The organism is Actinoplanes sp. NPDC048967 (assembly GCF_040649415.1).
Lineage (GTDB): Bacteria > Actinomycetota > Actinomycetes > Mycobacteriales > Micromonosporaceae > Actinoplanes.
This window is the reverse complement of record NZ_JBEZFL010000011.1, coordinates 1-16,502: the sequence shown is the minus strand read 5'-3', so window position 1 is coordinate 16,502 and position 16,502 is coordinate 1. Positions and strand designations below refer to the sequence as shown.

Below are 16,502 nucleotides of genomic sequence, written 5' to 3'. Positions count from 1 at the left end.
GTAACGGACGGCGCGCGCGACGGCGACCTATTTGTTGGCTCGTTACTCTCGAAGCAGGGCGGCAACCGGCCGTACCGGGGAGGGGAACGATGCCTGAGCAACCGCAGTGGTCCGAGCGGACGCTCGACATGCCACCGCAGGATCCCTGGGCCAACCCGCCGACGGCCCCGGTGCCGTCGCGTCCGGCCTCCGGGCCGCCGAGCCAGCCCACCCAGCCGGGACCGCCCGCGCCGCCGCCCTCGCCGTTCTCCAGCGGTCGCGCCTCGGTGAATCCGCACCCGCGCACCCAGCAGTTCGCGGCCGGGCACGAGCCGACCGGCACGGGCTGGCCGGGCGCCGAGGCGCCGCAGGAGCGCCGCCCGCTCGGCTGGCACCTGGGTCAGCTGCGCCGCGGCGGCGAGTGGAGTTTCGCGGGCATGCTGTTCGCGTTCGTCTGCTGGGGCATCTGGGCGATCTCGTCCGACGGTGACCTCACCACACCGGTCGTGGTCTTCATCGTGTCGCTGCTGGTCGCCGCGGGTCTGTTCGCCCTGTCCCGGCTGGTCGGCCGGCTGGTGCTGGAACGGCAGTTCGGCCGGGTCCGCCGCACCGCCCGCGGCTCGCACATGGTCGCCGGGCTCTTCCTGGTCGGCGTGGGCGTCGCCCACCTGCGCCAGACGGAGTGGGTCATGACGGCGTTCAACTGGACGGTCGACCTCTTCCGCTGATCGGGCCGCGGTGTGGCGAGGATGACGTCTTGATGACCTCTGTGCGGGTAAGCGCGCCGCCATGGTCGATGAACGAACGGGCGTCGTGGTCATCACGTGGCAGCGGCGCGACGAGGCCCTGGCGGCCCTGAGTCGCCTGGTGGCGCTGCCGGAACGCCCGCCGGTCGTGCTGGTCGACAACGGCTCGACCGACGGGACGGCCGAGGCGGTCCGCTCGCGCTTCCCTTCGGTACGGGTGATCGCCCTGAGTGAGAACCTCGGCGCGGTGGGTCGCAACATCGGCGTACGTGAACTCGACACGCCGTACGTGGCGTTCTGTGACGACGACACGTGGTGGGAGCCGGGCTCGTTGTCCCGGGCCGCGGATCTGCTCGACGCGTACCCGAAGATCGCTGTGGTCTGTGCCCGGATCCTGGTGGAGCCCGCGGGCGTCGACGATCCGATCGTCACCGAACTGCGGGAGTCCCCGGTGCCGGGTCCGGACTGGCTGCCCGGCCCCGCGATCGGCAGCTTCCTCGCCGGTGCGTCCGTGGTCCGCCGGGACGCGTTCCTGGCCCACGGCGGTTTCAGCAGCCGGTTGTGGCTCGGCGGTGAGGAGGAGCTGCTCGCCACCGACCTGCTCAGCGGCGGCTGGGAGCTCTGTTACCGCGAGGATCTGGTCGTGCACCACCGGGCGTCGAAGCTGCGGGACGCCCGGCTGCGCCGCCGGGTCGGGATCCGCAACACGCTGTGGTTCACCTGGCTGCGGCGCCCGTTGCCGGCGGCGCTGCGCCGGACGATGTTCCTGGCCCGGACGGTGCCCCGGGACCGTACCTCGGCCCTGGCCGCCTGGGACGCCGCGCGTGGCCTGCCGTGGCTGGTCACGCACCGGCGTCCGCGTCCGGCCGCCGTCGAGGCCCGGCTCGCGCCGCTCGATGCGGCCCAGCGCCGTTCGTCCGCCCGCCGGTACGTGGGCTGACCGAACGGCGCCGGGCCGGCTGACTACAGCGGGCTGGCGAAGTCCTGGGTCCACACCAGCGAGCCCTGGGCGTCGGCCGCCACGCCGACGCCGATGTTCTTGAAACCGCAGTTCAGGATGTTGGCCTTGTGCCCGGCGCTGTTCATCCAGCTGGTCATCACGTCAGCCGGGGTGCGCTGGCCCTTGGCGATGTTCTCGCCGGCTCCGGACCAGCGGTAACCGGCGCTGGTGATGCGGGTGGAGAACTCGACGCCGTCCGGGGTGGTGTGGCTGAAGTAGCCGCGGGCCGCCATGTCCGCCGAGTGCCCGCGGGCGGCCGCGGTGAGCCGGTCGTCGGCGGTCAGTGCCGCGCAGCCGGCCTTCGCCCGTTCGGTGTTGACGATCCGGACGACCTCGGCCTCCAGCGCCGCGTTACCGGTCGGCTCGGTGGTCGGCTTGGGCGCCGCGGTGGTCGTCACGGGTGCCGACGGGGTGGTCGGTGTGGTGGGCGTCGCCGTCGGCCGCGGCGTGGAAGGAGTGGCCGGGGTGGTGCCGCCGGGTGCCGTACCGGTGGGGGCCGGGCTGCTCGGAGCCGGTGTCCCGGAGGCCGGCGGCGACGTCGGCAGAGTGGGCGGCGCGGTCTCGCCGGGCGTGACCGTGGCCGTGGCCCCGGGCACGGCGGATGCCGTGGCCGTCGGGGCCGAGGTCGGCGGGGTGCCGTCGGTGGTGATGACCACCTTGTCGATGTCCGGCGCGGCGCCGACCGAGTTGGCGAAGGCCAGGTTGTTGTCGCCGGCGCGCAGCGTCGCGGTGAGCCGCAGGGTGGCCGGCCGGGAGGTGCCGCGGGTGCCGGGGAAGACGATGGCGGTGGGGACGGCACCGTTCACGCTGATCTGCGCGGTCCGGCTGCGCTCCGCGGTGTACGTGACGGCCAGGCGGGCCGGTCCGTCCTTCTCGGCCACCACCGCGGTGATCGTGAGGACGCCCTGGCCGCCGATGCCGGTGACCCGGCTGCCGCCGGAGCAGCGCCGGCAGTCGACGGTGTGGGCGCCGCCGGCGAAGGTGTTGACGGAGGCTTCGGCCTCGTACGTCGTGGTGCCGGCGCTGGCACTGGCCGCGACGGCGATTCCGGCGACGACGGTGACGACGGCCATGCCGCCGACGATGAGGACGGGTCTGCGCATGGTGATCCGAATCGTTGTGGGGGGTGGGGTGGGGAGGGCGGTCCGGCGCAGACGGTAACGTCCCTTTTCGACATAGGTCTATTAGCTTCGGCTTAAATCTGGCAAGACCGGTGAACAGGGTTGACGGAGCGCACCGATGGGCAAGACTGAGAGTTATGGTCTTCCCATCCGAGAACCGTCCGCTGACCCCCGCCGAGGACGCGCCGCCGCCGCTCCCGCCGGAGCTGGCCGGGACGCTGGCGGGTCTCGAAGGCGCTGGTGAGGCGCCGCCCCGCCGGGAGTCGCCGCGGGTGCCGCGGACCCGTACCAGTGCGGTCTGGTTCGGGGTGTGGGCCGGTGCCGTCGGCCTGATCCTGCTGATCATCTTCGTGGCGCAGAACACCGGCAACGTACGGCTGAGCTTTCTCTGGTTCGACGGCCAGATCCCGCTGGCGCTGGCGATGCTGATCGCCGGGGTGTGCGGCGCGTTCGTCGCCATGGCGGTGGCCTCGGTCCGGATCATCCAGTTGCGCCGGCTGGTCCGGCGCCGCTGAGCACCACCTGACTCCGTCCGGCCGAATGCCGGGCGGAGTTTTTCGCGCCTTGACATGTGACTCAATGGTCACATAACTTGGCGTCATGACGGACGACGACAGGGTGTTCAAGGCGCTGGCCGACCCGACCCGTCGCTTCCTGCTCGACCTGCTCTTCACCCGCGAGGGCCGCACGCTCACCGAGCTCGAGTCCGAGGTGGAGATGACCCGCTTCGGCGTGGCCAAGCACCTCAAGGTGCTCGAGGAGGCGGGGCTGGTCGTGGTCCGCCGCGCAGGCCGGGAGAAGTTGCACTTCCTCAATCCGGTGCCGATCCGGCTGATCCACGACCGCTGGATCGACAAGTACACCGAGCGTCACGTGACGGCGCTCGTCGATCTCAAGAACGCGCTGGAGGACGAGACATGACCATCGGGACGAACGCCCCGCCGACCCAGGTCTACCGCGTGTGGATCAAGGCCACGCCGGAGAAGATCTGGACCGCGATCACCGACCCGGAGTGGACCGTGAAATACGGCTACGCCGCCCCGGCCCACTTCGACCTCGAGCCGGGCGGTGAATACCACTCGGACGCCACCGACGAGATGCGCGAGTTCGGCAAGCAGAACGGCTTCCCGATCCCGGACCGCATCGTCGACGGCGAGGTCGTGGAGAGCGACCCGCCCCGGCTGCTGGTGCAGACCTGGCGGATGCTGATGGACCCGGCGACGGCCGCGGAGCCGTACACGACGCTGACGTACCTGATCGAAGAGCTGAAGTCCCAGCCCGGCGTCTGCCGCCTGACGGTCACCCACGAGATGGCCGGTGCCCCGGCCACCGCGACGATGGTCGCGGGTTCCCCGCTCGACGAGGCGGGTGGCGGCGGCTGGGCCTGGGTGCTCAGCGACCTCAAGTCGGTCCTGGAGACAGGTACGGCGCTGAGCGGCCGCTAGTGACCAGGCGATGCCGGCCCGCGCGCTGGGCCGGCATCGTCAGCTGAGCCAGTCCTCGGTATGCCTGTGCCGCCCCAGCCCGATCGCGTCGAACTCGTCGTGGTGACCGTCTCGGCCGGCCCCCAGCCGGGCCAGCACCTGCGAGATGGGGCTTCCCGCGAGAGCGAAGTGCTCGTCCTCGCCGACGAACAATGGCCCCAGCGCCAGCCGGCCACCTGTCCACAGGGCCGCACGCTGGGTCCCTACGCCGCCGAAGAACTCGGCTTCGACATAAGCGACAGCCCCGCCGACCCGCTCCGGCTCGAAGTTTGCCGGCAGCTTCCAGAAACCGAGCGCCTCGCTCGTCGGACCGCCGCCGGCCGCGTCGAACAGCTCGTCGGTCATGGGGATCAGCGAAAGTCCGGCGCTCAACGGCACCAGAGCGGCGACCGGCCATCGGTCCACCACCGGCCGCAGAACGCCGGGATCGCCGATGAACGCTTCCAGCGTGTATCCCAACGCCCACTCCTCGGGTTGACTGCGGTTGACAGTCTCCAGGAATGCCGACAGTGATCGATGCCACCACGCTGCGCCGCGTGGTGAGCCACCCGGCGGTCTGGTGCGTGCCGGTCGCGGCCGTTCTGGCCTGGGCGGCGATGCCGTTCAACACCGGCTATTACGAGTACTGGGTCAATTTCGACCCGCAGGGAGACGGTCAGCAGCTGGAGTGGGTGCAGACCCGGCGCATCTTCCGGTACACCTCCGGCGTGCTCTGCGGCCAGCTGCTGGCCCTGCTCGGCGGGATCGCGCTGAGCCGCCGGCACCGGCACGCGGTTGCTCTGGCGATGGCCGTGGGGCTCGGCGTCGTCCTGGCCGGTGTGACGGTCGCCACCGCCTTCCCGCTGGCGGCGGCGCTGGAGAGCGTCCGGCCCACCGCCTTCCCGGCGGTCGACGACCCGATCCTGATGCGGGTACTGCTCCGCGAGCTGGCGGCCTTCCCCCTGTACGCCGCGGCCGGAGTCGGCGTCGGCATCCTGATCGACAGCAGCCGGCGCCTCCGGAAAGGCCGATGGCCGCTCCTGGTTCTGTTCCTGCTCTTCTGGTGCGCGACCACCCTGACCGGGCTGGTCCAGGACGACGAGTTCGACGCCTGGCCGTGGCTGCTGTGGGCGGTCCCCTTCGTGGCGGCGGGCACAGCGATCGCCCTGGCCGGGCTGTCCGCCGACGTCTGGGAGGGCCCGCCCGTACCGGTGGGGGACTGGGGCCGGTCCGCCACCATCGCCCTGCTGGTCAGCGCGGCCGCGTACGCGTTGATCTTGAATTTGCTCGCCGTCACACGTCGTTCCGGTGACCGGCCGCCCGCCGGCAGTCCTGCAGCCGGCTCCGGGCCGACTGGAGACGCTCACCCATGACCAGCAGGAAGCGGCTGGTGAGCTCGAAACCCAGCGCCGGGTCCCGCTGGCACAGGGCCCGGACCAGGGGCCCGTTGAAGGTCAGCGTGTGCGCGGTGCTGGTCGCGACAGCCCCGAAATGCCACCGGTACGGCGGGAACAGCCACGACCACCCGAGCACGGCCCCGGGCTTGAGCGTCTCCAACACGAAGTTGTCGTAACCGGGCACCTCGGCGTCCAGGTACACCCGGCCGCCGGTGATCAGCCAGAACTGCTCGGCGGGCGTGCCCTGGCCGAAGATCCGGTTTCCGGCGTGGAACATCGACCGGCTGGTCAACGGGGCGAGCAGCCCGAGCTGATGCTCGGTGAGCCCGGCCAGGAACGGCTGGTCGGCCAGCATCTCGACGGTGGTGAACATGAGCCCAGCACACCGCGGGCGACGACACCGGCGGGAGGGCCACCCGTCGGGTCCCGCCGGGTCCAAAGGCCCGTCAGACCCAGTTCACCGGATTTCCGGTGGCCAGCGACGCGGCGCACAACCGTCGCAGCGTCCCCACCATGCGGGCGAAGTCCGCCGCCGAGCGCGCCCGGACCTGTACGGCGAGCCGCTGCGGCGGCACCGGCAGGTAATTCGCGATCGGCGTCGTCGCCAATCGCACCGTCTGCCCGTCGCCGGAGAGCTCCAGCTCACCACCGGGCAGCGCCCGCTGTTCGAAGCGGCCCGCCCGGAACACCGTGACCGGCGGATCCACCCGGCGGTCGACAACGAAGAATCCGTCCGGGCCGATCCCCAGGTTGTAGTGCCCCCAGGCGAACAGCCCGCCATAGTTCTCGATGTAGCTGTACAGCGCGTCGCCGGTCGCCTCGTCGACCAGGACGATCTGATCCGGCAGCCGGGCGTGGTGCTCGAAGTGGTCCAGCTCGGCCAGGACGCTGGGCACCTCCGCGGCGGGGATGCCACCGTCGTTGGTCTCCGGCAGGTATCTGAGCAGTGTGGGGAACGCGGAACCGTCCGCCTCCAGCAGGGCCTGCTGGAAGATCCGCACGCCGAACCACGCACCGAGCGCTTCGCTCGCGAATTCCATGTCCTTGTGCGGGCAGCCGTGCCGCAGCCACTCCTCGACGGCGCCGTGCTCATTGGCGTTGCTGAGGTCCCACGGCTCCACCAGACCGAGCCGGCCATCCTCGTCGAAGCCGACCGGTCCGACCGGCGGCGGTACGGCCAGCCCGTCCTGCCAGCAACGGCAGTACACGTACGCCTCGACCCCCATAGCCGCCAAGTATGGGCGACCACCCAGCGCCGATCGTCAGGGCCGGTCCGGTACCACGATGTCTCCGGCGGCCTGGACGGCATCGAGGAAGCGCCGGAAAACCGGCCAGGGAAGTGTCCAGCGGCCGTGCATGGTCATCGTCACGTGGTCGGCCGGCAACGGGACGAAGGGTCCGCCCTCCGGCGAGGCGTCGGGGATCCGGACGCCGTAGTGGAACTGGTTGACCACGAACTGCGTGCTCTCGTGTGACCAGGTGTTGAGTGTCAACGGGAGGGCTGTTGCCTCGGCTGACCGGTCGCGCTCCTCGTCGACCAGGTCACCGCTGGAGTCCAGCTGGTCGATCAACCTCGTCAGGACGAGCCGGGGCAGGACGCCGCCACCGGCATGGACCACGACGTGTTGAGCCGGCTGGGGCGTGAAGGCGCCGCCCGGCGTCGCGTCGGGGATGTCGACGGCCAGGTACGGCCTTGCGGCGGGAGGTCCGGTCAGCCCGGTCAGCTCGTAGTGCCAGGCATCGTCGGGGAGGCTGTACATCGAGATGATCTCGTACTGCTCGCCGCCGAAGGACCAGATCCCCATCGCCGGATGATCGCAGCCCCGGCGACTCTGCTCAACGACCCCACACGGGTTCGATGCTGAGGGTGACCCCTGGTATGCAGCGGTACTTCATCCAGCGCCTTCAGATGCCATCTACAAGCTCGACAACCTTGTAGTTGCCGCTGGTTCGAGCACTCGCCAGTCGCTCAGAGCATTTCGTCGTACCTGTCTTCCTCGACCCGGACGCCCACGGACCGGCGCAGGCACCGGTTGCGCTTCCATTCGCGGAAGAGGTTCAGCGTCTACTCGACTCGCTTGCTGATCGCGGAAGAGGTTCAGCGTCTACTCGACTCGCTTGCTGAATGAAGGTTGGGCATCCGCCCTCCGGTGCACCGGGAACACGCGCTCCCGTGTTGTCGGACGCGCGCACCCGGGAGTTGCTGCCCCGGATGGGCCACTCGACCATGCGCGCCGCGCTCATCAATCAACACGCGACGAGCGAGCGAGACCGTGAGATCGCCTCGGCGATGGACCGCCGGATCGCCAAGCAGCCCGGCAAGAAGGCGGCCAAGGGCAAGAAGGCCGGCGGCCGGAGGAGGAGCGACCCGAACTCTGAACTCCTGGCCGCCAGCGCCTCGCAAGATCACCCAGGGGCGCGGAACGGCAGAGGCCCAGGTCGAGGAAACCGCCTCTGACCTGGGCCTTTGTGCTCTGAGCGGGCGACGAGAATCGAACTCGCGTAATCAGTTTGGAAGACTGAGGCTCTACCATTGAGCTACGCCCGCATGCGCCGCACCACGGTGCCGCGCGTGCCCCACACTACTGAATGCCGTCGCGGCATGCGAACCCGATATCCCCCGCGTGGCGCACCCGGGTGACGCCGCGGCACACGACACGCGGCGGACCGCATACACTTGCCGTCGCCACGGGGTGTGGCGCAGCTTGGTAGCGCACTCGCTTTGGGAGCGAGGGGCCGTGGGTTCAAATCCCGCCACCCCGACTTCACCAACATCGAAGAGATCCATCAAGGAGTACGCCTGTGAAGAGCACCGTCGAGACTCTGAGTCCGACTCGGGTGCGGCTCGCCATCGAGGTGCCGTTCGACGAGCTGAAGCCCAGCCTGCTGAAGGCGTACCGCGAAATCGGTTCTCAGGTCCAGATCCCCGGCTTCCGCCGGGGCAAGATCCCCGCCGCGGTCATCGACCAGCGCGTCGGCCGGGGCACGGTCCTCAACGAGGCCGTCCAGGAGGCCATCCCGCAGCAGATCCTCGCCGCGGTGCGCGAGCACGACGTCAAGACGCTGGGCCGGCCCGAGGTGGAGATCACCGAGTTCGCCGACAACGAGCCGCTGAAGTTCACCGCCGAGGTCGACGTCCGGCCGGAGATCTCGATTCCCGACCTGTCCGGCATCTCCGTCACGGTGCCGGCCGTGGAGATCGGTGACAACGAGATCGACGAGCAGATCAACGGCCTGCGGGAGCGTTTCGCCACCCTCAAGACCGTGGACCGCCCGGCCGAGGAGGGCGACTACGTCCAGCTCGACCTGCGCGCGACGGTCGACGGCGAGGAGGTGCCCGGCGGCTCCGCGACGAACATCTCGCACGAGGTCGGCAGCAAGCAGCTGCTCCCGGGCCTCGACGAGGTCCTGGTCGGCCTGGTCGCCGGCGCCGACGCCACCTTCACCACCCAGCTCGTCGGCGGCGACTTCGCCGGCCGCGACGCCGAGGTGTCGGTCAAGGTCAACTCGGTCAAGGACAAGCAGCTGCCCGAGATCGACGACGAGTTCGCCCAGCTGGCCAGCGAGTTCGACACCCTGGACGAGCTGAAGAACGACCTGCGTGAGCGGCTCGGCAAGGTCAAGAAGGTCGAGCAGATCTACGCCGCCCGCGACGAGGCGCTCAAGCAGCTCGTCGAGGCCGCCGAGATCCCCGCTCCCGAGGGCATCGTCAAGGATGAGGTCGAGGGCCGCAAGCAGGCCATGACCGACCAGCTCGAGCGCATCGGCGCCACCCTGGAGGACTACCTGACCTCCGAGGAGAAGACCGAGGAGCAGATCGACACCGAGCTGACCGAGGCGGCCACCGAGGGCGTCCGGATCCAGCTGCTGCTCGACACCATCGCGGACGCCGAGGACATCCAGGTCTCCGACGACGAGTTCGGGCACGAGATCGTGCACCGCGCCCAGCGCGCCCAGATGCAGCCGCAGCAGTACTACGACCAGCTCGTCCAGTCGGGGGCGGCCGCGGCCGTCTTCGGCGACGTGCGCCGCGGCAAGGCTCTGGCCAGCGTGATGGAGCGGGTCACGATGAACGACTCCGCCGGCAACACGCTCACCCTCGACGACCTCCGCGAGGCCTCCGAGGACGAGCACGCCGGTCACAACCACTGAGCTGGTGCCATGGACCGGCCGCCGCGCGTCGCTTCCGGCGCGCGGCGGCCGCTCTTTTTCCGGGTACGGCGGGAGCTGATGCGCTGTCAGCGAACACCTGCCCGAGCGGGAAGCTGATGCGCATGCGACCGGTTAGGTTGGTCGTACGACGGACAACCTGCCGGCCGGATAGCTCGGCCGACACAGTCAGCTGTGAAGGGCTGCCATGACCGATCTGCACATCCCTGCGAGCCCCACCCTGCGTGGTGGTGACTCCATCAGTGGCAACCTCGACGACTCGGTCTACAACCGCCTGCTGCGGGAGCGGATCATCTTCCTCGGCAGCGAAGTGACCGACCAGGTTGCCAATCGCATCTGCGCGCAGTTGCTCCTGCTCTCCGCGGAGGACCCGGACCGCGACATCAATCTCTGGATCAACTCGCCGGGTGGTTCGGTGTACTCCGGCATGGCGATCTACGACACGATGCAGTTCATCGACAACGACGTCTCCACCGTGGCCATGGGCATGGCCGCGTCGATGGGTCAGTTGCTGCTCTGCGCCGGCACCAAGGGCAAGCGCTACGCGCTCCCGCACGCGCGGATCATGATGCACCAGCCGTCGGGCGGCATGGGCGGCACCGCCGCCGACATCGCCATCCAGGCCGAGCAGATGCTCTACACCAAGCGCATGTTCCAGGAGCGGGTGTCTTTCCACACCGGCCAGGACCAGGCGCAGATCGAGGCCGACTCCGACCGGGACCGCTGGTTCACGGCCGAGGAGGCGAAGAACTACGGCTTCATCGACAAGGTGATCACCGGGGCCACTCAGGTTCCCGAGGGCGCCGGAACGCTGAACTGAGGAGCTGCACCATGACTGACCTGACCATGCCCTCCGGGTTCGCTCCGGTGCACAACCGCTACGTCCTGCCCTCGTTCGTCGAGCGCACGTCGTACGGCGTGAAGGAGTCGAACCCGTACAACAAGATGTTCGAGGACCGGATCATCTTCCTCGGCGTGCAGGTGGACGACGCGTCGGCCAACGACGTGATGGCCCAGTTGCTGACGCTGGAGAGCGCCGACCCGGACCGCGACATCCTGATGTACATCAACTCGCCCGGTGGCTCGTTCACCGCCATGACGGCGATCTACGACACCATGCAGTACGTCCGCCCGGACATCAGCACGGTCTGCCTGGGCCAGGCGGCCAGCGCAGCCGCGGTGCTGCTGGCCGGTGGCACCCCCGGCAAGCGGATGGCGCTCCCGCACTCGCGGATCATCATCCACCAGCCGGCCACCGAGGGCGGCTACGGCCAGGGCTCGGACATCGAGATCCAGGCCCGCGAGATCCTGCGGATGCGCAGCCAGATGGAGGAGATGATCTCCCGCCACTCCGGCCGCACCACCGACCAGGTCCGCAAGGACGTCGACCGCGACAAGATCATGACCGCGGCCGAGGCCAAGGAGTACGGCTTGGTCGACACGGTTCTGGCCACCCGTAAGAAGAGCCTGCAGGGCGTCGGCGCGGGCAGCTGACACGCGGTGTCGGGGGTCGGTCGGCTCACGCTAGACTGACTGACCCCTGACACGCCCGTTTTGGGGGGTCGGAGAACGGCCCCACAGCGGGTAACGTCAAGCCAGCAACCTCAGTAACGCGGGCCGGCAGACGATGAACTCTGTAGGACGTGGTTCGGCAACGAGGAAATTCATCCTCAGGCCAGGGGCCGGCAGCAGCCGGCCGATGAGCGCAGGGAGAACGTAGGTGGCACGGATCGGCGACGGTGGCGACCTACTGAAGTGCTCCTTCTGTGGGAAGTCCCAGAAGCAGGTCAAGAAGCTCATCGCGGGCCCTGGTGTCTACATCTGCGACGAGTGCATCGACCTCTGCAACGAGATCATTGAGGAAGAGCTGGCCGAAACCGGCGAGGTGAAGTGGGAAGAGCTTCCCAAGCCGATGGAGATCTGCCAGTTCCTCGACACCTACGTGGTGGGGCAGGAGCAGGCCAAGAAGGCCCTCTCGGTAGCTGTCTACAACCACTACAAGCGGATTCAGGCCGAGTCGGCCGGCGCGCCCGGGGGTGGCAGCGACGTCGAGGTGGCCAAGTCCAACATCATGCTCATCGGCCCCACCGGCTGCGGTAAGACCCACCTGGCGCAGACGCTGGCCCGGATGCTCAACGTGCCGTTCGCCATCGCGGACGCCACGGCTCTGACCGAGGCGGGCTACGTGGGCGAGGATGTGGAGAACATCCTGCTCAAGCTCATTCAGGCCGCCGACTACGACGTCAAGCGGGCCGAGCAGGGCATCATCTACATCGACGAGGTCGACAAGATCGCCCGCAAGAGCGAGAACCCGTCGATCACCCGGGACGTCTCCGGCGAGGGTGTGCAGCAGGCCCTGCTGAAGATCCTCGAGGGCACGGTCGCGAACGTCCCGCCGCAGGGCGGCCGTAAGCACCCGCACCAGGAGTTCATCCAGATCGACACCACCAACGTGCTGTTCATCGTGGGTGGCGCGTTCGCCGGCCTGGACCGGATCATCGAGTCGCGGGTCGGTCAGGGCGGTGTCGGCTTCGGTGCGCACCTGCGGTCGGTCTCCGAGCGCAACACCGACGACATCTTCAGCAAGGTGATGCCGGAGGACATGCTGAAGTTCGGGCTGATCCCCGAGTTCATCGGCCGCCTCCCGGTGATCACCACGGTCCGCAACCTCGACCGTGAAGCGCTGATCAAGATCCTCACCGAGCCCCGCAACGCGTACGTGAAGCAGTACCAGCGTCTCTTCGAGCTGGACGGCGTGGAGCTGGAGTTCGACACGGGCGCCCTCGAGGCGATCGCCGACCAGGCGATGCTGCGTGGCACCGGCGCCCGCGGCCTCCGCGCGATCATGGAGGAAGTCCTCCAGACGGTCATGTACGAGGTCCCGAGCAACCCCGACGCGGCCCGGGTGCTCATCACCCGCGAGGTCGTGGTGGAGAACGTCATCCCGACGATCGTCCCGCGCGAGTTCGTGGGCCGGCGCGCCCGCCGCGAGCGCGAGGAGAAGTCGGCCTGACCGCTCAGCACGGACTGCCGGAGATCCTGGCCGGGATCGAGCACCACGAACGACTCCCGGCCGATCCCTGGCTCGAGCTGGTACCACCACCGTCGCCCCAGCGGGCGGCGGTGGTGTCGTTTCCGGGTCACGTCGTCGTGGCCGCCGCCATCGACCGGTTCTGGCTCGACTCATACCTCGGCACCGGCGACGACCTGTCCATGCCGCTGTCCGCGACGTTCCTCGGCGCGCTCGAAGAACGGCTGCGCCTCTCGGCCGGCAACATCGACGCGGTGCTGCTGGCCCCGCCCGCGGCCGGACCGCCCTCAGTCGAGCTCTCCCTGATCGAGGACAGCAACCACCCCCGGGTGGTGCGCGCCCGCCGCTACCGCACCGAGGTGCGGGTCTGGACGTGCGGGCCGGGGATGCTGGTCCTCGGCCGGGGGCTGGGCGGGCGGTGGGAGGCCGCGGTCGAGGTCGAGCCCGGCGCCCGCAACGGGGGAGTAGGCCGAGCCCTGGCCGCGGCGGCGCGCCACGTCGTGCCCGAGGGCCGCCCGGTCTGGGCCCAGGTCGCACCCGGCAACGCGTCGAGCCTGAGGGCCTTCCTCGCCGCCGGTTACGCACCCGTGGGCGCCGAGGTGCTGCTGATGCCACACGGCCACTGAGCGTCGAGGTTGCGGGCTTTCCTCGCCGCCGGGTGTGCACCCGTGGGGGCCGAGGTGCTGCTGATGCCGTCCGGCCACTGATATCCGTGGCCCGCGGGATGGGGCTCTGCGCCGTACCCTTGCAGTCATGCGTGTCGCCGTTTGCCAGCTCAATGCTCGCGACGATCGGGCGGCCAATCTGGCCGTCGCCCGCGATTTGCTGGGCCGCGCGGCCGCGGCCGGCGCGGACCTGGCGGTCCTGCCCGAATACGTCGACTACCTCGGCCGGTCCGCCGGCCTGCCCAAGCCCGAGCCGATCGACGGCGAGTTCGCCGCGTTCTTCGCCGGCGCGGCCCGCGAGCTGGGCATCTGGGTGCACGCGGGCTCGTTCCACGAGGCCGGCCCGGACCCGGACCGCACCTACAACACCTCGCTGATCTTCAACCGGACGGGCGAGCTCGCGGCGACCTACCGCAAGATCCACCTGTACGACGTGGAGATCCCCGGCCGGGTGTCCTACCAGGAATCCCGCTCGGTGGCGCCCGGCGGGGAAACCGTGGTGACCGACATCGAAGGGGTCCGGACGGGCCTGTCGATCTGCTACGACCTGCGTTTCCCGGAGCTGTACCGGCGTCTGGCAGTGCAGGGCGAAGCCAAGGTGATCATCGTGCCGGCGGCGTTCATGATGCACACCGGACGCGACCACTGGGAGGTGCTGCTGCGCGCCCGGGCGATCGAGAACCAGTGCTATGTGGTGGCGGCCGGCCAGATCGGCGACCACGACCCCGGCCGTACGTGCTTCGGCCGCAGCATGATCATCGACCCGTGGGGGACGGTGGTGGCCCAGGCGCCGGACACGGTGGGCATCGTGACGGCAGACCTCGACCTGGAACGCCTCAATGAGATCCGGACCGAGCTGCCAAGCCTGGCCAACCGCCGGCTCTGAGCGCCCGGCCTCCTCGGCGATCATGGGTCTCGAAGCTCGGGATCGGTGGTACGTCGCCGGGTTCGCGGGATTGACAGTCATGCGGCCGAGCTCTGCCGGTCGATGAGCATCGTGCCTGCTCAATCGGCTGCCGAGGATTCATCGGTGTCTGGATCGGATCCTTTACTCCGCATTCGTATGCCGGTTCGCGGCAGCCGGCAGGTCACCGCCGCAATCCCAAGTAGTGGTTTTGACGATGGCTGTCCTACCCCTCGAATACGGCGGCGCTGCCCCTTGAACTCACCCGACCGGGGTCAGGGAGCCGCTGCTTATGAGCGACCGCTGGACCCGCCCGTGCCTACGGAAGATTGCTGACCAGGCGTACCGGCGGGTGGTCGCGGGACGCGCCACTTTGCCGGAAGATTGCTGGACCGACGCGCATTGATGGATCCTCGGATGCCGGGAGGCAGGGGTGTCCCAGCGTTCCCGTCGGGTGTGCCGGGACCGCGAGCCCCGGCCGGCGATTGCCGAACCTGTAGATGCCGGGGGGTACCTGCTGCTCCAACTCCCTCCGGGCCTTCGCTGGGCCCTCGGATGTCGGTAGGCGAGTGCTGCGCCGGCGCCCGTCGGGCGTTTCTCAGAACGTCAGTCCAGGCGGACCGGTCCTGCTCAAGCACTCACGCGAGCAATTTGCTGGACCCGCAAGTTGTGGCGGCCGATCTGTGGACCCTCGGACGTGAGTGGGCGAGTGCTGCCCCGGTGCTCCTACCAGGTGATTGCAGGACCGGTCGTCCCTGATGGGGTCGCCGTTGGACCCCAGCTCCTAGAGAGAGGCGGCATGCTGGGACTGCGCCTTCTTGTGGGCGGCTGTTCGACCCCGTCGGTCCGGCGGGGCGGCAGGTGGACCGTGACTTCCTGGGGTTTGAGACCGCCGCCTGCAAGGGCCTGAGCACCGACACCCTCGGCCTGGCGAGACCCGCATTAGCGTCGCCCCGGCACTCCTGGCGGGTGACCGGTCGAGCCGCAGACCAGATCGGCGGCCGGAACCGCGGCTGGGGTTCAGCGCGAACCTCACCATGCCAAGCTCGCGTTGTTCCGGCTCAGCTTCGCCGATTCTCACCAGCTGTGGACGACGGCCGCTCCGGCTCGGGCATGCCGGCCCTCGTCCGCGCGACGCGAGCTCATCGAGGCCTTCGTCCAGGACGGTCAGAAGGCTTGGACCAGGTAGCTCAGGACCGCGACGCAGACCAGCGCACCGCCGATGAGCAGCATCGCTCCGCCCATCCGGGTCGGTCCACGCTGGACCAGCCGGTGCACCGAGACGACCACCGCGGCCAGCACCAGAACGCCGATGATCACCTGTGTCAGCGGCGCCAACAGATTGAACAACGCGTCGGCGGCGAGCACCGGGGGATGGGCCATGACTGCCACTCTGGCACGGTGTCGCATCTGATGGCGGGATGGGCACTCCCGTCGATTTGCGTTTCGGGTGGGGCGTCGCGTAACTTTCTCTCTGCCCGAGGGGAACCCGGACGGAACGGCACGAAAGTGACCGATCCGGCGGTAACTTGGGGGCAGCTGAAGGAAGGCGCTATGCTTACCGACAGCACCGGGCGATGCAGGCCAGACCGGGAAACCGGAGTTGCGCCAGCGAGACCGACCGGGTAAAGTACAACAGCCGGCAGGAGCCGGGCGGATGGATCGCTAAGCGATCATCGGCCGGTCTGCAAGGCCACCCGACGACACTCACACCTTCTGGGGTGAGCGTCAGCGCGGGAACCATTCGGGCGGTGCCACGAAGGTCTTCGGATCTTCCAAGACTCAGGTCTTGCGCTGGCGAAGCCGACCGGGTAAGTTTGAGCGGTTGCCCCGAAACGGGTTCCGGTAGGAACGTGGTTCGGTGTGTGGTTGTTCTTTGAGAACTCAACAGGGTGCTAGATAAGCCAGTGCCATGAGTAATGCCTCGGCCCTTTTGTGGGGTTGGGGGTTCTTCTGGCAGCAAGTTTTTGATTGTTGCTGGGATGATTTTCCACAGATTTTGTTGGAGAGTTTGATCCTGGCTCAG

General features: G+C 69.0%; 18 protein-coding genes and 2 tRNA genes. 13 read left to right on the top strand and 7 right to left on the bottom strand.

Annotated features, from left to right (window positions below):
• Positions 1-89 precede the first annotated feature (89 nt).
• Both AB0C12_RS36405 and AB0C12_RS36400 read left to right on the top strand, forming a co-directional pair.
• Complete coding sequence (locus tag AB0C12_RS36405; protein WP_360554868.1) at positions 90-707, top strand: DNA-directed RNA polymerase II; 618 nt, start codon at positions 90-92, stop codon at positions 705-707.
• A gap of 61 nt (positions 708-768) precedes the next feature.
• Positions 769-1,665, top strand: a complete 897-nt coding sequence (locus AB0C12_RS36400) for a glycosyltransferase (protein WP_360554866.1) — start codon at positions 769-771, stop codon at positions 1,663-1,665.
• 23 nt (positions 1,666-1,688) lie between these two features.
• Here AB0C12_RS36400 and AB0C12_RS36395 read toward each other — a convergent pair whose 3' ends face one another.
• The gene (locus AB0C12_RS36395; RefSeq protein WP_360554865.1) at positions 1,689-2,828 is read right to left on the bottom strand and encodes a CAP domain-containing protein; all 1,140 of its coding nucleotides are present in this window, start codon (positions 2,826-2,828) and stop codon (positions 1,689-1,691) included.
• A gap of 155 nt (positions 2,829-2,983) precedes the next feature.
• Here AB0C12_RS36395 and AB0C12_RS36390 point away from each other — a divergent pair, with 155 nt between their 5' ends.
• From AB0C12_RS36390 to AB0C12_RS36380, 3 genes are all read left to right on the top strand, one after another.
• Complete coding sequence (locus tag AB0C12_RS36390; protein WP_360554863.1) at positions 2,984-3,361, top strand: lipopolysaccharide assembly protein LapA domain-containing protein; 378 nt, start codon at positions 2,984-2,986, stop codon at positions 3,359-3,361.
• 85 nt (positions 3,362-3,446) lie between these two features.
• Positions 3,447-3,767, top strand: coding sequence for a metalloregulator ArsR/SmtB family transcription factor (locus AB0C12_RS36385; RefSeq protein WP_360554861.1), 321 nt, complete (start codon positions 3,447-3,449; stop codon positions 3,765-3,767).
• Complete coding sequence (locus tag AB0C12_RS36380) at positions 3,764-4,291, top strand: SRPBCC domain-containing protein (RefSeq protein WP_360554859.1); 528 nt, start codon at positions 3,764-3,766, stop codon at positions 4,289-4,291. Before AB0C12_RS36385 ends, AB0C12_RS36380 begins: the two co-directional genes overlap by 4 nt.
• Positions 4,292-4,330: 39 nt before the next feature.
• Here the strand turns inward: AB0C12_RS36380 and AB0C12_RS36375 are convergent, their stop codons facing one another.
• Positions 4,331-4,789 carry a hypothetical protein gene (locus tag AB0C12_RS36375; protein ID WP_360554858.1) on the bottom strand — a complete coding sequence of 153 codons (459 nt, stop codon included), beginning with the start codon at positions 4,787-4,789 and terminating at the stop codon, positions 4,331-4,333.
• A gap of 41 nt (positions 4,790-4,830) precedes the next feature.
• Here AB0C12_RS36375 and AB0C12_RS36370 point away from each other — a divergent pair, with 41 nt between their 5' ends.
• Positions 4,831-5,682 (top strand): hypothetical protein, encoded by an 852-nt coding sequence (locus tag AB0C12_RS36370; protein WP_360554857.1) that lies wholly within the window; start codon positions 4,831-4,833, stop codon positions 5,680-5,682.
• Here AB0C12_RS36370 and AB0C12_RS36365 read toward each other — a convergent pair.
• The 4 genes from AB0C12_RS36365 to AB0C12_RS36350 all read right to left on the bottom strand — a co-directional run bounded on the left by AB0C12_RS36365 (position 5,603) and on the right by AB0C12_RS36350 (position 8,254).
• Positions 5,603-6,079 carry a cyclic nucleotide-binding domain-containing protein gene (locus AB0C12_RS36365; RefSeq protein ID WP_360554855.1) on the bottom strand — a complete coding sequence of 159 codons (477 nt, stop codon included), beginning with the start codon at positions 6,077-6,079 and terminating at the stop codon, positions 5,603-5,605. The two genes, AB0C12_RS36370 and AB0C12_RS36365, sit on opposite strands and share 80 nt — an antisense overlap.
• 73 nt (positions 6,080-6,152) lie before the next feature.
• Positions 6,153-6,932 carry a hypothetical protein gene (locus AB0C12_RS36360; protein ID WP_360554853.1) on the bottom strand — a complete coding sequence of 260 codons (780 nt, stop codon included), beginning with the start codon at positions 6,930-6,932 and terminating at the stop codon, positions 6,153-6,155.
• 36 nt (positions 6,933-6,968) lie between these two features.
• Positions 6,969-7,511, bottom strand: a complete 543-nt coding sequence (locus AB0C12_RS36355) for a hypothetical protein (protein ID WP_360554852.1) — start codon at positions 7,509-7,511, stop codon at positions 6,969-6,971.
• Between the two features lie 672 nt (positions 7,512-8,183).
• A tRNA-Gly gene (locus AB0C12_RS36350) sits at positions 8,184-8,254 on the bottom strand.
• Positions 8,255-8,395: 141 nt separating this feature from the next.
• On the opposite strand from AB0C12_RS36350, the gene AB0C12_RS36345 reads away from it, so the two are divergent.
• The 7 genes from AB0C12_RS36345 to AB0C12_RS36315 all read left to right on the top strand — a co-directional run bounded on the left by AB0C12_RS36345 (position 8,396) and on the right by AB0C12_RS36315 (position 14,458).
• Positions 8,396-8,469: transfer RNA gene (locus AB0C12_RS36345), tRNA-Pro, on the top strand.
• 39 nt (positions 8,470-8,508) lie between these two features.
• Positions 8,509-9,858, top strand: coding sequence for a trigger factor (gene tig, locus AB0C12_RS36340; RefSeq protein ID WP_360554850.1), 1,350 nt, complete (start codon positions 8,509-8,511; stop codon positions 9,856-9,858).
• Between the two features lie 205 nt (positions 9,859-10,063).
• Positions 10,064-10,696, top strand: a complete 633-nt coding sequence (locus tag AB0C12_RS36335) for an ATP-dependent Clp protease proteolytic subunit (protein ID WP_212989817.1) — start codon at positions 10,064-10,066, stop codon at positions 10,694-10,696.
• A gap of 11 nt (positions 10,697-10,707) precedes the next feature.
• Positions 10,708-11,370, top strand: a complete 663-nt coding sequence (locus tag AB0C12_RS36330) for an ATP-dependent Clp protease proteolytic subunit (RefSeq protein ID WP_360554848.1) — start codon at positions 10,708-10,710, stop codon at positions 11,368-11,370.
• Between the two features lie 226 nt (positions 11,371-11,596).
• Complete coding sequence (gene clpX, locus AB0C12_RS36325; protein ID WP_125811422.1) at positions 11,597-12,889, top strand: ATP-dependent Clp protease ATP-binding subunit ClpX; 1,293 nt, start codon at positions 11,597-11,599, stop codon at positions 12,887-12,889.
• 110 nt (positions 12,890-12,999) lie between these two features.
• Positions 13,000-13,533 carry a GNAT family N-acetyltransferase gene (locus tag AB0C12_RS36320; protein ID WP_360554847.1) on the top strand — a complete coding sequence of 178 codons (534 nt, stop codon included), beginning with the start codon at positions 13,000-13,002 and terminating at the stop codon, positions 13,531-13,533.
• A gap of 127 nt (positions 13,534-13,660) precedes the next feature.
• Positions 13,661-14,458 carry a carbon-nitrogen hydrolase family protein gene (locus tag AB0C12_RS36315; RefSeq protein ID WP_360554845.1) on the top strand — a complete coding sequence of 266 codons (798 nt, stop codon included), beginning with the start codon at positions 13,661-13,663 and terminating at the stop codon, positions 14,456-14,458.
• 1,185 nt (positions 14,459-15,643) lie between these two features.
• On the opposite strand, the gene AB0C12_RS36310 is transcribed toward AB0C12_RS36315, so the two are convergent.
• On the bottom strand, positions 15,644-15,859 hold the full coding sequence (locus AB0C12_RS36310) for a hypothetical protein (protein WP_360554844.1): 216 nt from the start codon (positions 15,857-15,859) through the stop codon (positions 15,644-15,646).
• Positions 15,860-16,502 lie beyond the last annotated feature (643 nt).